Source organism: Kitasatospora sp. NPDC036755 (assembly GCF_040636595.1).
Lineage (GTDB): Bacteria > Actinomycetota > Actinomycetes > Streptomycetales > Streptomycetaceae > Kitasatospora.
This window is the reverse complement of sequence record NZ_JBEZUT010000170.1, coordinates 1-18,836: the sequence shown is the minus strand read 5'-3', so window position 1 is coordinate 18,836 and position 18,836 is coordinate 1. Positions and strand designations below refer to the sequence as shown.

Below are 18,836 nucleotides of genomic sequence, written 5' to 3'. Positions count from 1 at the left end.
GAGGTCCCGGTGCACGGTCCGCTCCTCGATGTCCCCGTAGCCGACCTCCGCCAGCAGCCGGTTGTGATCCCACCGGCCCACCGGCATGCCGAGGCCGGGGACCTGGAGGCGGCGCTGCTGGACGACAAGGTGGTCGGGCAGGTGCTGCCGGACGCCGCGGCGATGGCCGGGTGGGATGAGGAGAAGCGGAAGGTCGACACCGCGGACCACAAGGTCACCTGCGCCGGCTCCGCTGCCGCCGCCTGCGCGGGCAAGCCGCTGAGCGGGTCCGTCCGGTTCTCCTCGGGGGACTCGGTCGTCCGCTTCCTGGTGGACACCCTGCCCAGCCGGGACGCGGCGATGCAGCGGCTGAAGGAGAACTACGCCTCGTACTCCGCCGGGGCGTTCAAGAAGGTCGACACCCCGGCGCTGGGCAGCGAGAGCCAGGCCTTCCAGGGGCCGCTGGCCGAGGGCGAGGGCATCGGCATCGTGGTCCGCTCGGGCACCGTGGTGGCGAGCGTGACCAGCGAGGGCGGTCCGGTGGACCTGGCCGCGACGCGGCGGTTCGCGGTGATGCTGGTGAAGCGGATCGAGCAGGCGCAGGCGGGGAAGACGCCGGACGCCGGTCCCGGCCTCGCCTGAGACGCCACCGCCCGGGCAAGCCGGGCACCCTCCCCGACTGGGCCGGGCACCCTCCCCGCCCGGGCCGGGCACCCTCCCCGCACGGGCGGGGCCCTGGGCTGGGCAAACGGATGTCAGTCGACCGTGATATGTACCTATCTCGTGGCCACTGTGCGGCCATGCGAAAGATGCCGATGACGTTCGAGGGGGCCAGACATGCCGCTGTTCCGACGCCGCTCCGGCGGGGAGGGCGCGCAAGGCGGCGCCGCGCGCCGCGGGTTCGGCTTCGGCCGCCGGGGCACCGGGGAGCCCGCTGCCGCCGGTGGCGGCGAGCCGCGGCTCGACCCGGCGTACGGGGACGCCTCGGTGCGCCTGGCGCTCCGCCAGGCCGCCCACGGGGACTGGGCCGACCTGCGCCCGGCGCTGGCCGCCGCCGACGACGACGAGCGCTCCTTCCTCGTCGGGGCGATATCCGCCGTGCCCCGGGTCGAGCAGTGGACGGGCCGGGCGCTGGCCGACACCCCGGACGACACGCTGCTGCTGTTGCTGTCCGGCGCCCGGCACGTGTCGTGGGGCTGGGAGGCCCGCACCGGCGCCCGGGCCAAGGACGTCACCGAGGAGCGCTGGAGGGTGTTCCACGAGCGGCTGGACACCGCCGAGGAACAGTTGCTGGAGGTCGCCGAGCGCGAGCCCACCTGGCACGCCCCCTGGAGCTTCCTGCAGCGCAGCGCCATGGGGGCCTCGCTCGGCGAGGAGATCGCCGGCTGCCGTTTCGAGGCCGCCGTGCGCCGGGCACCCGGGGACGCCGGCTCGCACCGGACCCGGCTGCAGCAGCTGAGCGCCAAGTGGGGCGGCTCGCACGAGGAGATGCACGGGTTCGCCCGCTCCGTGATGCTCGCGGCCCCCGAGGGCAGCCACCTCGGCGAGCTGGTGGCCCTCGCGCACCTGGAGCACTGGCTGGCCCTCCCGGACGGCGAGGACAACGCCTACCTGACCAGTCCCGCCGTGGTGGGCAGTCTGCAGGAGGCGGCCTTCCGGTCCGTCCTGCACCCCGACTTCACGCCGGCGCGGGGCTGGCAGGCGAGCTTCAACGCCTTCGCGATGGCCTTCTCCCTCGCCGACCAGCCCAAGACCGCGCGGCTGCTGTTCGACGCGCTGGACGGCGTCGTGACCGAGTCGCCCTGGTACTACCTGGCGGGCGATCCGGTCAAGGCCTTCCGCGCCCACCGCGACCGCTGCGCCTCGCACTGGCGCTGAGGCGCCCGGCGCCGCCGTTCCCGCTCCCATCACCGTCCAGCCACCACCGCCCAGCGGCCCCGTTCATCCACGGCCGCCCAGCGGCCCCGTTCATCCACGACCGCCCAGCCACCACCGTTCATCCACCCCGTTCATCCACCCCGCGATCGAAAGAGCCTCCGGTGTCCCCTACCGACAACCCGACGAGTGCGCACACCTTCCAGGTGGACCTGCGCGGCCTGGTGGACCTGCTCTCCCACCACCTCTACTCCAGCCCGCGGGTCTACCTGCGCGAGCTGCTGCAGAACGCCGTGGACGCGATCTCCGCCCGCCGCGCCCTGGACCCGGAGGCGCCGGCCACGATCACCGTCCGGGCCGACGACGAACTGTCCGTCACCGACACCGGCATCGGCCTGACCGAGCAGGACGTCCACACCTTCCTCGCCACCATCGGCCGCAGCTCCAAGCGCGACGCCGACGGCCGGCTCGACGGCGCCGGGCTGGCCCGGGCCCGCGGCGACTTCATCGGCCAGTTCGGCATCGGCCTGCTCGCCTGCTTCGTGGTCGCCGACGAGATCACCGTGGTCACCCGCTCCGCCGCCACCCCGGACGCCCCGGCGATCGAATGGCGCGGCAGCTCCGACGGCAGCTACACCATCCGCACCCTGCCCGCCTCGGCCAAGCCCGAGCCGGGCACCACCGTCACGCTGGCCCCGCGCGCCGACGCCGCCGAGTGGACCCGCCCCGGCCGGGTCGTCACCCTGGCCCGGGACTTCGGCAGCCTGCTGCGCCACGACGTCACCGTGATCGACGGGAGCGGCACCCGGCACCGGGTCAACCGCACCCCGCCGTGGGCCGAGCGTCACGCCTCCCCGTCGGCCAAGCGCGACGCGCTCGCCGAGTACTGCCGCGCCGCCTTCGACTTCACCCCGCTCGACACCATCGAGCTGGACCTGCCCCTGGTCGGCCTGCGCGGCGTCGCGTACGTGCTGCCGGACGCCGCCCCGCCCTCGCGCCGCAACGGCCACCGGGTGCACCTCAAGGGCATGCTGCTCTCCGACCAGGCCGACGAACTGCTGCCGGACTGGGCGTTCTTCGTCCGCTGCGTCGTCGACACCGACGGGCTGCGTCCCACGGCCTCCCGTGAGGGCCTGTACGCCGACGAGACGCTGGCCGCCGTCCGGGACGCGCTCGGCGCCCGGATCCGCGACTGGCTGACCGGCCTGTCCGCGAGCGATCCGGCGCTGCTGCACCGCTTCCTGTCCGTCCACCACCTCGCCGTCAAGGAACTCGCCCGCTACGACGACGAGTTGCTGCGGATGATGCTGCCCTGGCTGCCGTTCGAGACCACCGACGGCAACGTCACCCTGGACGAGTTCGCCCGCAGCCACCCGGTGGTGCTGGTGACCCGGACGGTCGAGGAGTTCCGGCAGGTCGCGCCGATCGCCGGCGCGGCCGGGCTCGGCGTCGTCAACGGCGGCTACACCTACGACCACGACCTGGTGCACCGGCTGCCGGAGATCCGCCCCGGGGTCTCGGTCTCCGACCTGGACCCGGGCACCGTCACCGCGCACCTGGACACCGTCGACCCGGCCGCCGAGCTGGCCGCCAACGCCTTCCTGGCGATCGCCCGCGAGGTGGTCGGCCGGTTCGACTGCGACGTCGCGCTGCGCAGCTTCCACCCGACGAACGCGCCCGCCCTGCTGCTCGACAACCGGGAGGCCCGGCACGAACGCACCCGGGCCCAGCTCGCCGACGAGGCCGACGGCCTGTGGGCCGACATCCTCGGCTCGCTGCGCGCCGAGGCGCCCCGCGCCCAGCTGGTGCTCAACCACCTCAACCCGCTGGTGCGCCGCGCCGCCACCGTCACCAGCCGCGAGCTGGCCGTCACCGCCGTCGAGGCGCTGTACGGGCAGGCCGTGCTGATGACCCGCCGCCCGCTCAAGGCCAGCGAGTCCGCGCTGCTCAACCGCTCGTTCATCAGCCTGCTCGACCACGCCATGCTCGGCCACGAGGCGGCCGGCGCGGCGGGCTCCCACGGCGGCGGGAAGCCCGGCGGCGGGAACGTCGGCGGCGGGAGCCCGGACGCCGGGAGCTCCGACGGCGAGAAGGACGCGTGATGCTGGACACCCCCGACGCGGTGATGGCCGCGCTGCGCGAGAACGACGCCCGCCCGTACGGTCGGACCAGGACCGTCACCGCCGAGGAACTCGTCGACGCCGCCGAGCAGTTCGACGACACCAAGGTCCGCTCGATGGCCCTGCTGGAGCTGATGGAGGCCTACGAGTACGACGGCGAGCGCGGCAAGAGCCCGGTCGTCTTCGCCCGCATCCTCAAGCTCTGGGACACCGACCCGGACGGCTTCGGCGAGTGGGCCCGGCACCAGGTGCTCTGGCGCTTCAAGTGGGTCGCCGACGCGCTCAAGGACAACCCGGACGTCCCGCTCGCCGCGATCCGGCGCTGGCACACCGAGCTGCGCGACCGCTACCGCGCGGCCGGCCACGACCTCCAGCCGTACTACGCCCAGCGCTACCACCTGGCCGCGCAGACCGGCATCGGCGTGCAGGACGCCTACGAGCTGTGGGCGGCCCGCCCGCGCTCCGAGCTGAGTGACTGCCACGCCTGTGAGACCCGGGCCCGCGCCGAGCACTTCCTCGCCGCCGGGGACGACGCCCGGGCGTTGAAGGTGCTCACACCGGTGCTGGACGGCCGCAGCGGCTGCGAACAGGAGCCCCACCTCAGCCAGGCCACCGCGTTGCTGGCGCAGCTGCGCCAGGGCCGGCTTGACGAGGCCCGCTCCGGTCACCTCGCCGGTTACCGCTACGCCCGGGGCAAGGCCGCGATGCTGGACGCCGTCGGCCTGCACATCGAGTTCTGCGCGCTGTCCGGCAACGAGCCGCGCGGCCTGGAGCTGCTCGCCGAGAACCGGGACCTGTTCGCGGTCACCGGCGAGCCCGCCGCCCGGCTGGGCTTCCTGACCGGCGTCGAGGTGCTGGTCGCCCTGCTCGCCCGGGCCGGCCACGACGACCTCGCGGTCAGCGGTCCGGCCGGCCGGACCTGGACGGTCGGCTCCCTGCTCGCCCACCTGCGCACCGAGGCCGACGCGCTGGCCGCCCGCTTCGACGCCCGCAACGGCACCGACGCGGTCGGCGCCGCCCGGCGCGCCCGGCTGGCCGTCGAGCCGCTGCTCGCCGAGCCGCTGGCGCTGGGCGTACGGGCCGCCGCCGCGTCCGGGCTGTCCGCCGCCCCGGCCGCCGCGCCCGCCGCACCGCGCCGGGCCGCCGAGCCGGAGCCCGAGGACTTCACCGCCCTGGTGCTGCGGGCCCGCGAGCTGGAGGTGCTCGGCCACCCGGACGCCGACCGGCTGTGGAAGCGGGTCGCCGAGCGGGCCGGCGCCGAGGGCTTCGTCCACCCGGAGAACGCCGAGCTGGGCGGCCCCGAGCGGCTGCGCGCCGAACTCACCGAGCAGCGTGCCCACGAGGCGCTCCAGCGGGACGCGTACGAGGAGGGCAAGGCCGGGCTGCTGGCCGCCGCCGAGCTGTTCGAAGCGGCGGGGCTGGCCGGGCCGGCGCTGATGTGCCGCACCCGGACGCTGATCGCGGACCTGGACGAGAGCGGCGGGGGCGGGAATGACGGGGGCGGGAACGACGGGGGCATGGACGGCGAAGGCGAAGGCGAAGGCGGAGGTGGCGAGGCTGGCCGGCGGCCCGACTGGGCGGCCCTCGACGCGGCGCTGACCCGGGCCGAGGAGCTGCGCGCGCTCGGCGAACTGACCGACGACGACTACCTGATCGTGCTGCAGACCCGCACCTACGCCGCCCACCACGACCTGTCCGAGGCGCTGCCCGAGCCCCCCGCCGAGGTGGCCGAGCGCTTCGCGGCGGCGGCCGGGTCCTACCGGCGGGCGGCCGTGGAGCTCGGCTCCGAGCGGCGGGCCGCGACCTCCCGGCAGTACACCGCCGACATCGCCGCCCGGGACGGCCGCCTGGCCGAGGCGGAGGCCGAACTGCGCGAGGTGCTGGCCCAGTTGGACGCCGCCGAGCTGCCCTGGCACACGCCGCGGGTGCTCGGCCTGCTGGGCCAGGTACTGCTGCAGGGCGGCGAGCCGGGCCAGGCGGTCGAGGTGTTCCACCGGGCACTGGCGGAGGCCGTGCGCTGGGGCGACGACTCCTACCCGTACGCGCCGACGTACATGATGCTCGGCCACTCCTGCCTGCGGACCGGGGACCTCGGCGGTGCGGTCCGCGCGCTGTCGGAGGCCGCCGCGCGCTACGACCGCAAGGGCGCCGAGGCGGTCGAGGAGGCCGCCCAGGTGCGGATCCAGCTGGCCGACGTGCTGCGCGACTCCGGCCGGGCGGCGGACGCGGTGGCCGTGCTGGAGTCGGTGCTGCTGGATCCGTCCGCAGGGCGGCTGGACGTCCGGATGCTCGCCCAGGCCCGGCTGGACCTCGCCCGGGGCCTGTCCGAGCTGGAGGAGCACCGGGACGCCGCCGAGGAGTACCTGCGGCTGGCCGAGCTGGTGGCCGGCTGGGAGGACCAGGAGACCCACACCATGGTCGCCTGCGAGGCCGCCCTGGCGCTCGCCCGGGCCGAGCGCTGGGACGCCGCCGAGGCGGCGCTGGCCCGCGCCCGCGAGGCGCACGGAAAGGCCCCGCAGGTGGACCAGCTGGCCGCCACCCTGCGGGAACTGGCCCGGCTGACGACACGGGAGCAGGGCGAGGAGGGGCTGGCGTCCGCACTCGCCCTGCTGGCCGAGGCCGACGCGGTCGGCGAGGCGGCCGAGCGGCGCGGTGATGAGTACAACTCCTGGTACCTGCGCGGAGGTTCGCATTACGAGCGGGCGCGCGCACTGGCCGTCGCGGGGCGGCACGAGGAGGCGCTGGCCGAGGTCGAGCGGGCCATCTCGGAGTACGGGGCGGGCGCCGAGCGGGCCGAGACGCCGCGGGCCGAGGCCGTCCGGCTGGCCGCGCTGATCGAGGGCAGCGACCTCGGCCGCGTCGACGCGGCGGTGGCCCGGCTGACCGCCGGCATCGCGCGCTGCGAGGCGGCCGGGCTGCCGGAGGCGGCGGAGGTGCTGGCGGAGCTGCGGGAGCGGCTCGCCGGGGAGTGAGGCGGGTCCCGCCTCCGCGGGACCCGTGGAGGCGGGCGGGGCCCGGGGTCGCGATGACCCGGACCCCACCCGCCCCGGGGGCGGGAACCGTCAGCAGGGCCCGTCGTCGCCCCAGACGCCCCACTGGCCGCCGGCGCTCGGCACCTCGTTCACCGTCCACCACTTGGCGTGGTAGTTGTGCCCGTTGTACGAGACCTTGGCGCCGCCGTTGTAGGTGGTGCCCGCGTTCCACGCCGGGGCGGTGCAGCTGCCCGGGGTGGTCGGAGGCGTGGTCGGGGGCGTCGTCGGTGGGGTGGTGGGCGGAGTGGTGGGCGGGGTCGCCCCGGCGAACTTCACCGTGAACCTGGTGAAGTCCCAGTCGTTCTGCACCACGCTGGAGCAGGAGCCGGACAGCCCCGGGTCGACGTTGCCCGCGCACTGGCGGTCCCGGTTGACCGACCAGTAGGTGTACCGGGCCAGGCCGTGCGCGGTGGCGAAGTCCAGCACGGTCTGGAAGTCGGACTGGTGGAAGTACTCGGCGGCGTCGGTGCGGCCGTTCATCATCGACACACCCTCGTGGGCGTACGCGGTGGCCTCGTTCCAGCCGAAGGTGGTCTGCAGGATCTGGTTGAACTTCACCAGCGCGTCGGTCTGCGCCGCGGCGCCGTTGAAGCCGCCGTCGAACGGCATGATCGAGTAGTTGTCCGGTGTGAACCCCTGCGACTTGGCCTCGTTGAGCATCTGGGTGCCGAACCAGCCGGTGCCGGCGTTGGTCCCGGCGGTGGTGATCGAGACGTACAGGCCGGGGTTGTTCTGCTGGAGGATCCTCGCCGCGCCGATCTCGTTGTGGATGGCCGCGGTGTTCTCGTATTCCGGCTCCTCCAGGTCGAAGTCGATCGCCTTGAGGCCGTACTTGGTGATCACCTTCTGGTACCCGGCGGCGGTCGCCTCGGGGGTGCCGCAGACCTGGCCGAGCTTGGTGCCGCCGTATCCGCCGACCGACACCGAGACGTCCCCGCCCTTGCCGCGGACGGTCTGGATGACGCTCGGCATGGTGGTGTCGGTGTCGATCGGGGAGGTGCCGCCCCAGGCGGGCGAACAGCTGTTGCCCTGGGCCAGGATGAACGCCAGCTGGAAGGCCTTCTGGCCGGTGGCGTCCATGACGGCGGCGGCGTCCGGCGGGCTGTTGTCCTCGGGCATCAGGTACGGCGCCGAGGCGTACCAGTTGCTGCCGAGCCCGGCGGCAGCGGTGGCCGCGCCGGTGGTGTCCGCGGCGGCGGAGCCGGTGCCGGCCAGGGCGGCGACGCCGCCGGCGACCAGGCCGAGCACGCCGGCCAGGGCGAGTGCGGCGCGGCGTCTGCGGGGGGCGGGCGCGGGGTGCTGCGGGGGAAGAGCGCGTTCCATCGGAGGCCTTTCCAGGAAACGGCGGTGGGGGAGGGGGCCTGGTCGCTCCGGACGTGGCGGAAGCAGGCCTGGTCACGCCAGGTGTGGGGGTGGCGTGACGGCCGAACGGGCCGTCGGCGGCGGGTGGTTGCCGAAGGTCCTCACTGGTATAGACCTGTCTTGGAAGGGCGGTCAACCCCAAAGAGGTCAAGGCCTGCCCGCTCCGGAGCCGGTGCGGTCGGTCGGCCCCCGGTGCGGTCGGTCAGGCCCCCCGGTGCGGTCGGTCAGGTCCCTCCCGATGGCCGGTCAGGCTCCGACGAGGGCCGCGGCGGCCACCCCCGCCAGCAGGCCGCTGACGGCCGGGGACCACGGGCGGCCGGTCGGGCCGGTCAGGGTCAGCGTGCGGTGGACGGCGGGCCGGATCGGGACCAGGACGCAGTCGGCCGGGAGCATCGTCCGGGCCAGCGCGGGCATCACCGAGACCCCGACGCCCGCGTGCACCATGCCGATCAGGGTGTTGAGGTCGCGGATGCGGTGCCGGGGCGTGAAGCGGGCGCCGGCCCGCCGGTAGGCCTCGCGGATCTGGCGCTCGCAGCCGCCCTCCGAGAGCAGGAAGTCGTCGTCCTCCAACTCGGCCACATGGACGGTCGGTTGGCCGGCGAGCGGGTGGTCGCGGCGCAGCAGCGCGTGCATCGAGTCGGCGCCGAGGGCGACCGCGCCGGGCGGGAGCGGTCCGGCGTCCACCAGGACGGCGGCGTCCACCGTGCCCGCCTCCAGCCAGGCCGCCAGCTCCTCGTCCTCGCCCTCGAAGATCCGGACGGTGACCTGCGGGTAGGCCGTCCGCCAGTCCTTCAGCAGGCCGGGCAGCAGCGCCTGGCAGACGGTGGTCGGCGCCGCCAGCCGCACGGTGCCGGTCGGCCCGCCGGAGTGCCGGGTGGCGATGGCGCGGACGGCGGCGGCCGAGGCGACGGCGGTCCGGGCGTGCGGCAGGACCTGTTCGCCCAGCGGGGTCGGGCGGCACGGGGTGCCGCGCCACAGCACGGGTGCGCCGAGGTTCCGCTCCAGCGCGGCGACGGCGTGCGAGACCGCGGACTGGCTGATGCCCAGTTCGTCGGCGGCCGCGCCGAAGCCGCCGGTGTCGGCGACCGCGACCAGTGCCCTGAGCTGGGCCAGGTTGACGTCCGAGGTCATGAGACTTCCTCATCGCGGATGCACTGTCACTTGTTGGACTCATGCTCCGGTGCCGGGCCACGCTCTGTCCAGCCGACGGCCCGGATCACCGGGGCGCGTCGGCGCGGAGAGGTCGGACGGAGACGGAACGGAGGTGGTGGGGGTGCGGCGCTGGCTGCCGGGCTTCGCGGCCCTGTCGGCGATCTGGGGCGCGAGCTTCGCCCTGATCAAGGTGGCGGTCGACGCGGGGACGCCGCCGCTCTGGGTGGCGCTGTGGCGCTGCCTGCTGGGCGCGGCCACCCTGTGGGCGATCCTGGTGGTGCGCGGCGAGCGGGCCCCGCGCGACCGGGTGCTGTGGGGGCACTCGGCGGTGGTGGCGGTGCTGCTCAACGCGGTGCCGTTCACCCTCTTCCCGTTCGGCGAGACCAGGGTCAGCTCGGTGCTCGCCGGGGTGATGAACGCGAGCACCCCGCTGTTCACCCTGCTGTTCGCGGTGCTGACCGTCCCCGAGGAGCGCCGTCCGGGCGTCCGCCGGCTGGCGGGCCTCGGGCTCGGCTTCCTCGGCGTGCTCACCGTGCTCGGGGTCTGGCGCGGCCTCGGGGCCGGGGCGACCACCGGTGCGCTGGCCTGCCTGGCCGCCGCCTGCTGCTACGGCGCGGGCTTCGCCTACCTGCGCCGCTTCCTGTCCGGCCGCCCGGAGTCGGTGACCACCCTCTCCGCGCTCCAGGTCACCTGCGCCGCAGCCGAGTTGGCCGTGGTCGCGCCGTTCGCCGCGGGCGCCCCGCGGTGGCCCGGCGCGGGCCCCGCGCTCGCCCTGCTGGTGCTCGGCATGGTCGGCACCGGCCTGGCGTACCTGCTCAACCTGTCGCTGGTCCGGGGCGCGGGGCCGACGGTCGCCTCCGCCGTCACCTATGTGATGCCGCTCTGGTCGACGGCGCTCGGCGCGACCCTCCTGCACGAGCCGGTGGGCTGGAACGCCCTGGCCGGCGGTGTGCTGGTGATCGCGGCCGTCGCCCTGACCCGGCCGCGCCGGGCCCGGGTTCCGGCCCCGAAGGGCCGTCAGCCGGTCGGTTAGGGTGAACGGGTGAGCGGGGGGAGAGACCGGAACGGTGAGGGCGCCGAGGACGGCGGGAGCGGCGGGAGCGGCGAGGAGCCGCAGCCGTCGGCCGTCCGCGAGGCGCTGTGGGCGCACCCGCTGCGTTTCCCCTTCACCTCCTGGGTGCCGCGCTGCTGGGCGTACCTGCTGGGCAGCGCACTGCTCGGGCCGCTGCTGCTGGTGGTCCTCGTGGTGCTCCTGGTGCTCGGCCTGGGCCTGTGGGTGGTCGGCGTCGGCATGCCGGTGCTGGTCGCCCTGGCGCTCATCGGGATCCCGACCGCCACCGTGGCCCGGTGGCGGCTGCGGCTGGTCGAGCCGGTCCCGCTGCCCGACCCGCACCGCAGCCTGCCCGGGGCGGGCCGGCGCGCCCGCGTCCGTACCCGGCTGCGCGAGCGGGCCACCCGGCGCGAACTCGCCCACGCCGTGCTCGCCTCGACCGTCCTGGCCGCCGCCTCGCTCGGGTTCACCGTGCTGCTGGTGCTCTCCGGCCTCTACACGCTCGCCCCGCTGGTGGTGTGGGCGCTCGCGCCGGAGACCGTGATGCTGATCCCCGGGCACGCCGTTCCCGGTCCGCTCGCCGCGCTGCCGTTCTCCGCCGCCGGACTGGCCGGCCTGCTGCTCTGCGCCTACACGGGGGCGCTGCTGACCGTCGCCGAGGTGGCGCTGGCCCGCTTCCTGCTCGGGCCCCGGGAGGACGACCTCGGCCGCCAGGTGCTCGAACTCACCCGCTCCCGCGCCCGGTTGGCCGATGCCTTCGAGGCCGAGCGGCGCCGGATCGAGCGCGATCTGCACGACGGCGCGCAGCAGCAGCTGGTCGCGCTCAGCATGACCCTCGGGCTCGCCGAGTACGAGCTGCGCGGCCAGGACGGCCGGGCGGCGGAGCTCGTCACCCGGGCGCGCGGCGAGGCCCGGCAGGCGCTGGAGCAGCTGCGCGAACTGGTGCGCGGCATCCACCCGCAGGTGCTCACCGACCACGGGCTCGCCGCCGCCGTCGCCGAGGTCGCGCTGCGGCACCCGATCCCGGTGGCCACCGACATCGACCTCCCGGAGCGGCTGCACCCGTCCGTGGAGACCACCGCCTACTTCACCGTCACCGAGGCGCTCACCAACGCCGCCAAGCACAGCGGTGCCGGCGCGATCACCGTCCACGGGCGGGTCTCTCGCGGGCGGCTGGTCGTCCAGGTGACCGACGACGGCCGCGGCGGGGCGGACCCGGCCGCCGGGGCCGGACTGGCCGGACTCGCCGACCGGGTGGCACTGCTGAAGGGACGGTTGATGGTGACGAGCCCGACGGGCGGCCCGACGACGCTGCGGCTGGAGGTCCCGTGCTCCGGGTCGTGATCGCCGAGGACGCGGTGCTGCTGCGCGCCGGACTGGTCGAACTCCTCGCCCTCGGCGGCCACCGGGTGACCGCCGCCGTCGGCGACGCCGAGGCGCTCGCCGCGGCCGTCGACGCCGACCGGCCGGACATCGTGGTCACCGACGTCCGGATGCCCCCGGACCACACCGACGAGGGACTGCGCGCGGCCCTCGCGCTGCGCGAGCGCCACCCCGGCCTGCCCGTGCTGGTCCTCTCCCAGTACGTGGCCACCCCGTACGCCACCCGGCTGCTCGCCGCCGCCGGAGCCCAACCGGCCGGTCTGGGCTACCTGTTGAAGGACCGGGTCGGTGATGTCGCGGACTTCCTGGACGCGCTGAGGAGGGTCGCCGACGGGGAGACGGTGATCGATCCCGAGGTGGTCCGGGTGCTGCTGCGCGGCCAGTCCGCGGACCGTCCGCTGGCCCGCCTCACCCCGCGCGAGCGGGAGGTGCTCGCGCTGATGGCCGAGGGCCTCAACAACCAGGCCGTGGCGGGCCGGTTGAGCATCACCGAGGCCTCGGTGGTGAAGCACTGCGGGAACATCTTCATGAAGCTGGACCTGGACCCGACGGAGGGCAACCGGCGGGTGCTCGCGGTGCTGGCGCACCTGCGGGGGGCGTGACGGGGGAGCGGCGGGGGCGGCCCGCGCAGGGCCGACCCCCTTGTCAGGGCGGTCGCGGTGCCGGAACGATGGCGGCATGGCGAGGACACGGGAACCGCAGAGCGCGATCGTCAACCGGCTGCTCAAGGGAGAGGCGACCAAGGACGACAACACGACGGCCCAGGCCAACTTCCTGCTGTGGCTGAGGCAGGAGTGGGCGGGGGACGGTGACCAGGCGCTGGCGGCCTGCCAGGACGTGCTGACGGCGGCCGGCGGCGAGGAGTGGCGGGCCCTGCCCGAGCGCGACGTGGCCGCCCACGTCTGGCTGTTCAGCTTCTCCTGCCCGGGCCGGGACGACCTGCCGGGCCAGGCGCGGAACTGGGTGGCGGCGGTCCACGCCAACGGCGGGGCGGCCGCGATCGCCCGACTGGTCAGGCACCTGCGCGGGCAGCCGGAGTGACCCGGGCCGCCGTGGTGTCCGTGGCGCCCGCGGCGGTGGGTGCGGCATCCGGAGCGTCCGGGCCGGCCTGAGCGCCCCGGGTGTCCTGAGCCTCCGGGGCGGCCGCGTCGGGCAGGGGCAGGGCGGGGTCCAGCAGCTCGGTGAGCCGCCGCGCCGAGGCCTCCCAGGTCCAGTGCTCCTCGGCCCAGCGCCGCCCCGCCGCGCCCATCCGGGCCCGTTCCGCGGGCGGGGCGAGCAGGATCCGGGTCAGGGCGGCGGCCACGGCGGCGAGGGACCGGCCGTCGACGACCGTCCCGGTGACACCGTCCAGGACGGTGTCCGGGGCACCGCCGGAGCGGCCGGCCACCACCGGGAGCCCGGCGGCGGCCGCCTCCAGGAAGACGATGCCCAGGCCCTCGGCCTCCAGGCCCAGCCGGCGGGTGCGGCACGGCATCGCGAAGACGTCCGCCCCGGCGTAGTGGACGGCCGTCCCGGCGTGGTCGAGGCCCCCGGCGAACACCACGCCGCCCGGCTCGGCGAGGCGGCGGGCCAGGCCCCGCAGCCGGTTCTCGTCCGGGCCCCGGCCGACCAGCACCAGGGTCGTCCCGGGGACGGCCCGGCGGATCGCGGGCAGCGCGCGGATCAGCACGTCCTGGCCCTTGCGCGGGACCAGCCGCGCCACGCACAGCACCACTGGGGCGGTCGCCGGGCCCCCGGCGGCCGTGGGCCGGAAGACCGACGGGTCGACCCCCGGCACCAGGCGCGCCAGCCGGGCGTCCGGCCCGAGCGCGGGCGCGATCCGGGCCCGGGTGTAGGCGCCGAGGTACGTCACCACGTCCGTCCCGCGGCCGATCCGGCGCAGCACGGCGCGGGCGCCCGGGGTGCGGGCCCACCAGATCTCGTGGCCGTGCGTGGTGGCGACGGTGCGGCGGACGCCCGGGGCCAGCCGCCGCAGGCCGGGCGCCATCGCGGCGAGCGGGGCCGCGGCGCCGAACCAGACCCGGTCGCAGCCGTGGGCGCGGGCCAGGTCCGCGGCCCGGCGGGTGGCCCGCGGGGTCGGCAGCAACGTGCGGGCGCGGTCGCGGATCACCGGGTAGGGGAGAGCGGCGTCGTGGCGCTCCGCGCCGGGTTCGGCCGAGGTGTAGACCACGACGTCGTGGCCGGGGACGCGGTCGGCCATGGCCTTGACGAAGGTCTCGATGCCGCCCTGGCGCGGCGGGAAGTCGTTGGTGACGACGAGGGTGGTGCCCATGGCAGGCCTTTCGGAGTGGAGGGCGGGAACGTGAGGAGGACGAGGACGAGCGGCAGCGCGAGGTAGCCGAACCGCCCGGCGGGCGCCAGCAGGAAGGCCGCCGACAGCCCCAGGGCCAGCCGGTGCGCCGCGGCGGCCGCGGTGCGGGGCGGGCGGACGAACAGGGAGGCCCCGACGGCGAGTCCGGCGAGCAGCAGCAGGCCGACGGAGACGTACCAGCCGGCCGGGCCGAGATCGGCGAGCAGCCGCCCGGGCAGCGGGCTGGCGGCCGGGGTCGCCAGCCGGCCGCGCCCGGTGGGGAAGGCGAACACCTGCTCCACCAGCGGGCCCGGCGCGCGCAGCGCCACCGGCAGCACCGCCACCGCCGCCGCCCCTACCGCGACGGCCGTCCCGCGCAGCGCGGCGCGCCGACCGGCGGAGGCCGCCAGCAGGGCGGCCACCACGGCGAGCGCGGGCCAGGCCGTCCACTTCAGCGAGCAGGCGGCGGCCAGCGCCAACCCGGCCGCCACCGGCCGCCGTTCGGCGGCACGGACCAGGGCGAGCCGGCACAGGCCGGTGAGCGGCAGGTCGACCCCGCTGACGCAGAGCGGCAGCGCGACCACCGGCGAGGCGACGAGCGCGGCGGCACCGAGCCGGCGCCCGGCGGGCACCGTCCGCAGCACGCAGACCAGGAACACCGCCGCGCACCAGAGCCGGGCGTCACCCAGCGGCGAGCCGCCCGACAGCGCCCGGGGCAGGCCCAGCAGGGCCATCCCCGGGAGGTACGGGTCGTACTCCGCGACGGTCCGCGGACCGTCCAGGTACGGCGTGCCGGTGTGCAGCAGTAGCGACCCGGACCGCTCGATCACCCCGACCTCGCTCTGCCCCTGCCCGCTCAGCACCAGCACGGACAGCGGCACCAGCACCGCCCCGACGGCGGCGACGGCCACCGACAGCCCGGGCCCGCGCCGCCGCGCCGTCACCGCGACGAGCGCCGCGAGCAGGTACCCGCAGGCCGCCCAGGCCCCCCAACTCCGGTGCGGCCCGAGCCCGGACACCACCGGGAACGCCCCTGCCCACCCCGCCGCGGCCAGCCACCCGCCGCACCACCACCACGCCCGTTTCGTCACTCGTTCATTGCATCGCCGCAGGCCGGCGGGGTCATCACGGTCAAGTCGAGTCCCGTGGTCGGGTTTCCCCTACCTCTGCGGTGGCCCGCGGCGTCCGCGGGCCGAGCGGCCGGGGGCCGTACGGCGGGCCGCCGTGGGCCGTCGCCACCCGGCGGAGCCCCGTGCCGTCACGCCGCCGGCCCCTCGGTCCGGGCGCCGACCGGGTCGGCGGGCAGGGCAGCGGGCAGGACGGCGGGCGGGTCCGTCCGGCCCGGAACCCGGGCGCCCGGCCCGTACTGACGTTCGGTGGCGGGCGGATTACTGATCGTCCCCGTCGCACCGCTATCCTCGCCGTGTGGTGAGGTCGTGGGATGCGGCGGTGGAGCGGGCGCAGGACCGGCTGGCGGCGGGGCCGCGGCTGCGGGCGGCCCGGCCGGGGGAGGAACGGCGGTTCGCGCTCTGGGACTTGGCGTCCCTGGTGGAGGGCGGGCTGGGCGAGCTGGTGGACCCGGACGGGCTGGCGCCGCAGGCGGAGCGCGGGTGGCGGGAGCGGCTCGGGGAGAGCGGCCGGGAGTGGCCGGGCGGGGAGCTGTACCGGCGCCGCTACTGGATCCAGGACGACGGCGGCACGGTCGTGGGCACCGTCGCCGTGGACAACTGGACCAAGGGCCCGAGCCAGCTGGCCGTCTCCTCCCTCTACGTCGCCCCGGACGCGCGCGGCCGGGGCCTGGCCGCCGCCGCCCTGGACGAGGTGTACGCGGCGGCCACCGCCGAGGGCCTGCCGGGGTTCCGGCTGGAGGCGCACTGGAGCTGGCAGCCGGCGGTCCGCTACTACCTGCGCCGGGGCCTGTGGGTGGTGGGCTGGAAGCACTCGCTGTCCTTCGCCCGGATGCCCCAACTGCCCCGGCACCGGGTGCGGGAGGAGGACGGCCGGCTGCTCCTGCTGGTCGCGGACCGCTCGGGCGGCTGGGTGCCGATACTGGCCGCCGGGCAGGAGGGCCGCTGGCTGCGGCTGGACGAGACGGCGGACTACCGGGGCTGCGACGGCTGGGTGCACGCGTACGCCCGCTCCACGCTGGCCCTGTACCTGGCGCTGGCCGGCCGGCCGCTGGTGCGCGGCCCGCAGTGGTGGTCGGAGGCGTGGCGCTGGTCGGACGCCGGGGAGCCGGAGGGCCTGGCGTACCGGATCGAGGAGTTCGAACGGGAGGCCCGGGCGGCCGGCCGGCGGATGGTGAGCCCGTACCGCCCGGTGCCGCTGCCGGGTTCCGATCCGCCGGGCGCCGGACTGCCCGGTTCGGGGCTGCCGGGGTCGGTACAGCCGGGCTCCGCGCTGCCGGGCGCCGTGCTGCCGGAGCAGGGCCCGTCGGCGTCGCCGCTGCTGGCAGACTCGGGGGATGGCTGAGATCGAGATCGACGGTGCCCCCGCCGACCCGGCGCGGCTGGCCGCGCTGGGGCTGCTCAACTACGGGCACTTCACCACCCTGCGCGCCGAGGGGGGCCGGGTGCGCGGTCTGTCGCTGCACCTGGACCGGCTGGTCCGGGACTGCCGGGTGCTGTTCGGCGCCGAGCTGGACCGGGCGGCGGTGCGGGAGCGGATCGGCGCGGTGCTGCCCGCCGACGGCGCGCCGGTGATCGTCCGGGTCACGGTGTACGACCCGGCGCTCGGCCTGGAGCGCCCCGCGGCCCCGGCGGTGCCCGCCCTGCTGGTGACCACCCGCCCGGCCGGGGCGTCCGCGCCGGCCCCGCTGCGGGTCCGCACCACGACCTACCGGCGGGAGCTCCCGGAGGTGAAGCACGTCGGCCTGTTCGGTCTGGTGCGCCATCGCCGGCAGGCCCAACTGGCGGGGTTCGACGACGTGCTGCTGGTCGGCGAAGACGGCCTGGTGGTCGAGGGCGCGACCTGGAACGTCGGCTTCCTGGCCGGGGACGCGCTGGTCTGGCCGCAGGGCCCGAGCCTGCCCGGCGTCACCGAGGCCCTGCTGTCCGCCGCGTACTCGGGGCCGCAGTCCCGTGAGCCGCTGCCCGTCGGCCGGCTGGACCGCTTCTCCGCCGCCTTCGCGGTGAACGCGGGCGTCGGGGTGCGTCCGCTGGCGGCCGTGGACGGCACCGCCTTCGACCCCGCGCACCCGGTGCTCGCCGAGCTGCACGCCTCCTACCTGGGGATTTCCGGCGAACGGGTGGGGGGATAACCCCACCATCGGTCCGCCGGTGGCCTGCATGGTTCGCGGAGTCCGTCGCTCCTAGGTTGGAAGACGTTGACGACGAGCGACGCAGAACCGAAGGAAGGCTCCCCATGGCACGCCGCCAAGACCGCCGCAGGAACGACGAGTTCGGGACGGACCCGTACGGCCCTGACGGACACGGCCACGGCCGCGCCGACCACGGCGCCGCTCCGTACGACGCGGACGGGTACGCGGGGGCCCCGTACGGCACGGCGCCGTACGGCGGTGGCGCGCAGGCGGCGCCCGCGATCGAGCTGCGCGGGGTGCACCGCGGCTACGGGCGCGGCGAGACGGCGGTGCAGGCGCTGCGCGGGATCGACCTGGCGCTCGCCCGCGGCAGCTTCACCGCGGTGATGGGCCCGTCCGGCTCCGGCAAGTCCACCTTCCTCCAGTGCGCGGCGGGCCTGGACCGCCCGGACTCCGGGCAGGTCCGGCTCGGCGGCGAGGACATCACCGCGCTGAGCGAGAACCGGCTCACCGAGCTGCGCCGCAGCCGGATCGGATTCGTCTTCCAGTCCTTCAACCTGCTGCCCTCGCTGACCGTCGAGCAGAACGTGCTGCTCCCGCTGCGCCTGGCCGGGGAGCGCCAGGACCGCGGCCGGGCGCGGGAGCTGCTGGAGCGGGTGGGCCTGGGCGAGCACGGCCGGCGGCGGCCCGGCCAGCTCTCGGGCGGCCAGCAGCAGCGGGTGGCGATCGCCCGTGCGCTGATCACCCGTCCGGACGTGGTGTTCGCCGACGAGCCGACCGGGGCGCTCGACACCCGGACCGCGCACGAGGTGCTGGGCCTGCTGCGCCAGGCCGTGGACTCGCTCGGCGCGACGGTGGTGATGGTGACCCACGACCCGGTGGCGGCCTCCTTCGCCGACCGGGTGCTGTTCCTGGCCGCCGGCGCGGTCGTGGACGACCTGCCGCACCCGACGCCGCAGGCCGTCGCGGACCGGATGGTCGCGCTGACCGCCCGCCCGGTGGGAGCGGCGGCGTGACCAACGGACTCGCGCGCGCTTCGGTGCGCTTCCGTCCCGCGTCCTTCGTGGGCACCCTGGTCGCCCTGCTGCTGGGCGCCGCCGTGGTGACGGCCTGCGGAGTGCTGATGCAGACCGGTCTGACCGCGGGCCTCAAGCCCACCCGGTACGCGGACGCCCCGGTGGTGGTCGCGGCCGAGCAGGCGGTGAAGATCAGGACGAAGGTCGGCGAGGACACCGAGACGGTGGAGCAGGCCACTCCGGAGCGGGCCCGGACGGACGCGGCGCTGGCCGGCCGGCTGGCCGCGCTGCCCGGGGTCGCGGCCGCCCGCCCGGAC

General features: G+C 76.2%; 15 protein-coding genes and 1 pseudogene. 12 read left to right on the top strand and 4 right to left on the bottom strand.

The window, feature by feature from the left end; translation table 11 throughout:
• The 4 genes from AB0E96_RS24145 to AB0E96_RS24130 form a co-directional block, all read left to right on the top strand.
• Window positions 1-621 (top strand): hypothetical protein (locus tag AB0E96_RS24145; RefSeq protein WP_359827252.1); only part of this gene is annotated, 621 nt, incomplete at its 5' end.
• Window positions 622-816: 195 nt separating this feature from the next.
• Window positions 817-1,857, top strand: a complete 1,041-nt coding sequence (locus tag AB0E96_RS24140) for a hypothetical protein (protein WP_359827251.1) — start codon at window positions 817-819, stop codon at window positions 1,855-1,857.
• Window positions 1,858-2,018: 161 nt separating this feature from the next.
• Window positions 2,019-3,956: an HSP90 family protein gene (locus tag AB0E96_RS24135; RefSeq protein WP_359827250.1), complete on the top strand. Its 1,938-nt coding sequence runs from the start codon at window positions 2,019-2,021 to the stop codon at window positions 3,954-3,956.
• Complete coding sequence (locus AB0E96_RS24130) at window positions 3,956-6,946, top strand: hypothetical protein (RefSeq protein WP_359827248.1); 2,991 nt, start codon at window positions 3,956-3,958, stop codon at window positions 6,944-6,946. The genes AB0E96_RS24135 and AB0E96_RS24130 overlap by 1 nt, the downstream gene beginning before the upstream one ends.
• Before the next feature lie 90 nt (window positions 6,947-7,036).
• Here the strand turns inward: AB0E96_RS24130 and AB0E96_RS24125 are convergent, their stop codons facing one another.
• Both AB0E96_RS24125 and AB0E96_RS24120 read right to left on the bottom strand, forming a co-directional pair.
• On the bottom strand, window positions 7,037-8,329 hold the full coding sequence (locus AB0E96_RS24125) for a carbohydrate-binding protein (RefSeq protein WP_359827247.1): 1,293 nt from the start codon (window positions 8,327-8,329) through the stop codon (window positions 7,037-7,039).
• 285 nt (window positions 8,330-8,614) lie between these two features.
• Entirely contained in the window at window positions 8,615-9,499 is an 885-nt protein-coding gene (locus tag AB0E96_RS24120; RefSeq protein ID WP_359827246.1) for a LysR substrate-binding domain-containing protein, read from the bottom strand.
• Between the two features lie 142 nt (window positions 9,500-9,641).
• Here AB0E96_RS24120 and AB0E96_RS24115 point away from each other — a divergent pair, with 142 nt between their 5' ends.
• The 4 genes from AB0E96_RS24115 (at window position 9,642) to AB0E96_RS24100 (ending at window position 12,995) form a co-directional block, all read left to right on the top strand.
• Complete coding sequence (locus AB0E96_RS24115) at window positions 9,642-10,553, top strand: DMT family transporter (protein WP_359827245.1); 912 nt, start codon at window positions 9,642-9,644, stop codon at window positions 10,551-10,553.
• 105 nt (window positions 10,554-10,658) lie between these two features.
• Window positions 10,659-11,915, top strand: a complete 1,257-nt coding sequence (locus tag AB0E96_RS24110; protein ID WP_359827255.1) for a sensor domain-containing protein — start codon at window positions 10,659-10,661, stop codon at window positions 11,913-11,915.
• The gene (locus AB0E96_RS24105; RefSeq protein WP_359827243.1) at window positions 11,900-12,556 is read left to right on the top strand and encodes a response regulator transcription factor; all 657 of its coding nucleotides are present in this window, start codon (window positions 11,900-11,902) and stop codon (window positions 12,554-12,556) included. Before AB0E96_RS24110 ends, AB0E96_RS24105 begins: the two co-directional genes overlap by 16 nt.
• Window positions 12,557-12,632: 76 nt before the next feature.
• Complete coding sequence (locus AB0E96_RS24100; RefSeq protein WP_359827241.1) at window positions 12,633-12,995, top strand: hypothetical protein; 363 nt, start codon at window positions 12,633-12,635, stop codon at window positions 12,993-12,995.
• Here AB0E96_RS24100 and AB0E96_RS24095 read toward each other — a convergent pair.
• Both AB0E96_RS24095 and AB0E96_RS24090 read right to left on the bottom strand, forming a co-directional pair.
• Window positions 12,967-14,154: a glycosyltransferase family 4 protein gene (locus AB0E96_RS24095; protein WP_359827253.1), complete on the bottom strand. Its 1,188-nt coding sequence runs from the start codon at window positions 14,152-14,154 to the stop codon at window positions 12,967-12,969. The genes AB0E96_RS24100 and AB0E96_RS24095 overlap by 29 nt on opposite strands.
• On the bottom strand, window positions 14,061-15,335 hold the full coding sequence (locus AB0E96_RS24090) for a hypothetical protein (RefSeq protein ID WP_359827239.1): 1,275 nt from the start codon (window positions 15,333-15,335) through the stop codon (window positions 14,061-14,063). The genes AB0E96_RS24095 and AB0E96_RS24090 overlap by 94 nt, the downstream gene beginning before the upstream one ends.
• Window positions 15,336-15,672: 337 nt before the next feature.
• Here AB0E96_RS24090 and AB0E96_RS24085 point away from each other — a divergent pair, with 337 nt between their 5' ends.
• The 4 genes and pseudogenes from AB0E96_RS24085 to AB0E96_RS24070 form a co-directional block, all read left to right on the top strand.
• A complete protein-coding gene (locus AB0E96_RS24085) occupies window positions 15,673-16,716 on the top strand; it encodes a GNAT family N-acetyltransferase (protein ID WP_359827238.1) in 1,044 nt (347 codons plus the stop codon).
• Window positions 16,709-17,503: an aminotransferase class IV gene (locus AB0E96_RS24080; protein WP_359827236.1), complete on the top strand. Its 795-nt coding sequence runs from the start codon at window positions 16,709-16,711 to the stop codon at window positions 17,501-17,503. Before AB0E96_RS24085 ends, AB0E96_RS24080 begins: the two co-directional genes overlap by 8 nt.
• Window positions 17,504-17,607: 104 nt before the next feature.
• Window positions 17,608-18,519 carry an ABC transporter ATP-binding protein gene (locus AB0E96_RS24075; RefSeq protein WP_359827233.1) on the top strand — a complete coding sequence of 304 codons (912 nt, stop codon included), beginning with the start codon at window positions 17,608-17,610 and terminating at the stop codon, window positions 18,517-18,519.
• Window positions 18,516-18,836, top strand: a pseudogene (locus tag AB0E96_RS24070) (ABC transporter permease); the annotation flags it as partial. The gene AB0E96_RS24075 and the pseudogene AB0E96_RS24070, both read left to right, overlap by 4 nt.

Bases quoted from the DNA above. Each gene is read 5' to 3' on its own strand.
- AB0E96_RS24140 (WP_359827251.1), top strand. From the start codon at position 817: ATGCCGCTGTTCCGACGCCGCTCCGGCGGGGAGGGCGCGCAAGGCGGC.
- AB0E96_RS24130 (WP_359827248.1), top strand. From the start codon at position 3,956: ATGCTGGACACCCCCGACGCGGTGATGGCCGCGCTGCGCGAGAACGAC.
- AB0E96_RS24125 (WP_359827247.1), bottom strand. From the start codon at position 8,329: ATGGAACGCGCTCTTCCCCCGCAGCACCCCGCGCCCGCCCCCCGCAGA.
- AB0E96_RS24120 (WP_359827246.1), bottom strand. From the start codon at position 9,499: ATGACCTCGGACGTCAACCTGGCCCAGCTCAGGGCACTGGTCGCGGTC.
- AB0E96_RS24100 (WP_359827241.1), top strand. From the start codon at position 12,633: ATGGCGAGGACACGGGAACCGCAGAGCGCGATCGTCAACCGGCTGCTC.
- AB0E96_RS24095 (WP_359827253.1), bottom strand. From the start codon at position 14,154: ATGGCCGACCGCGTCCCCGGCCACGACGTCGTGGTCTACACCTCGGCC.
- AB0E96_RS24080 (WP_359827236.1), top strand. From the start codon at position 16,709: ATGGCTGAGATCGAGATCGACGGTGCCCCCGCCGACCCGGCGCGGCTG.
- AB0E96_RS24075 (WP_359827233.1), top strand. From the start codon at position 17,608: ATGGCACGCCGCCAAGACCGCCGCAGGAACGACGAGTTCGGGACGGAC.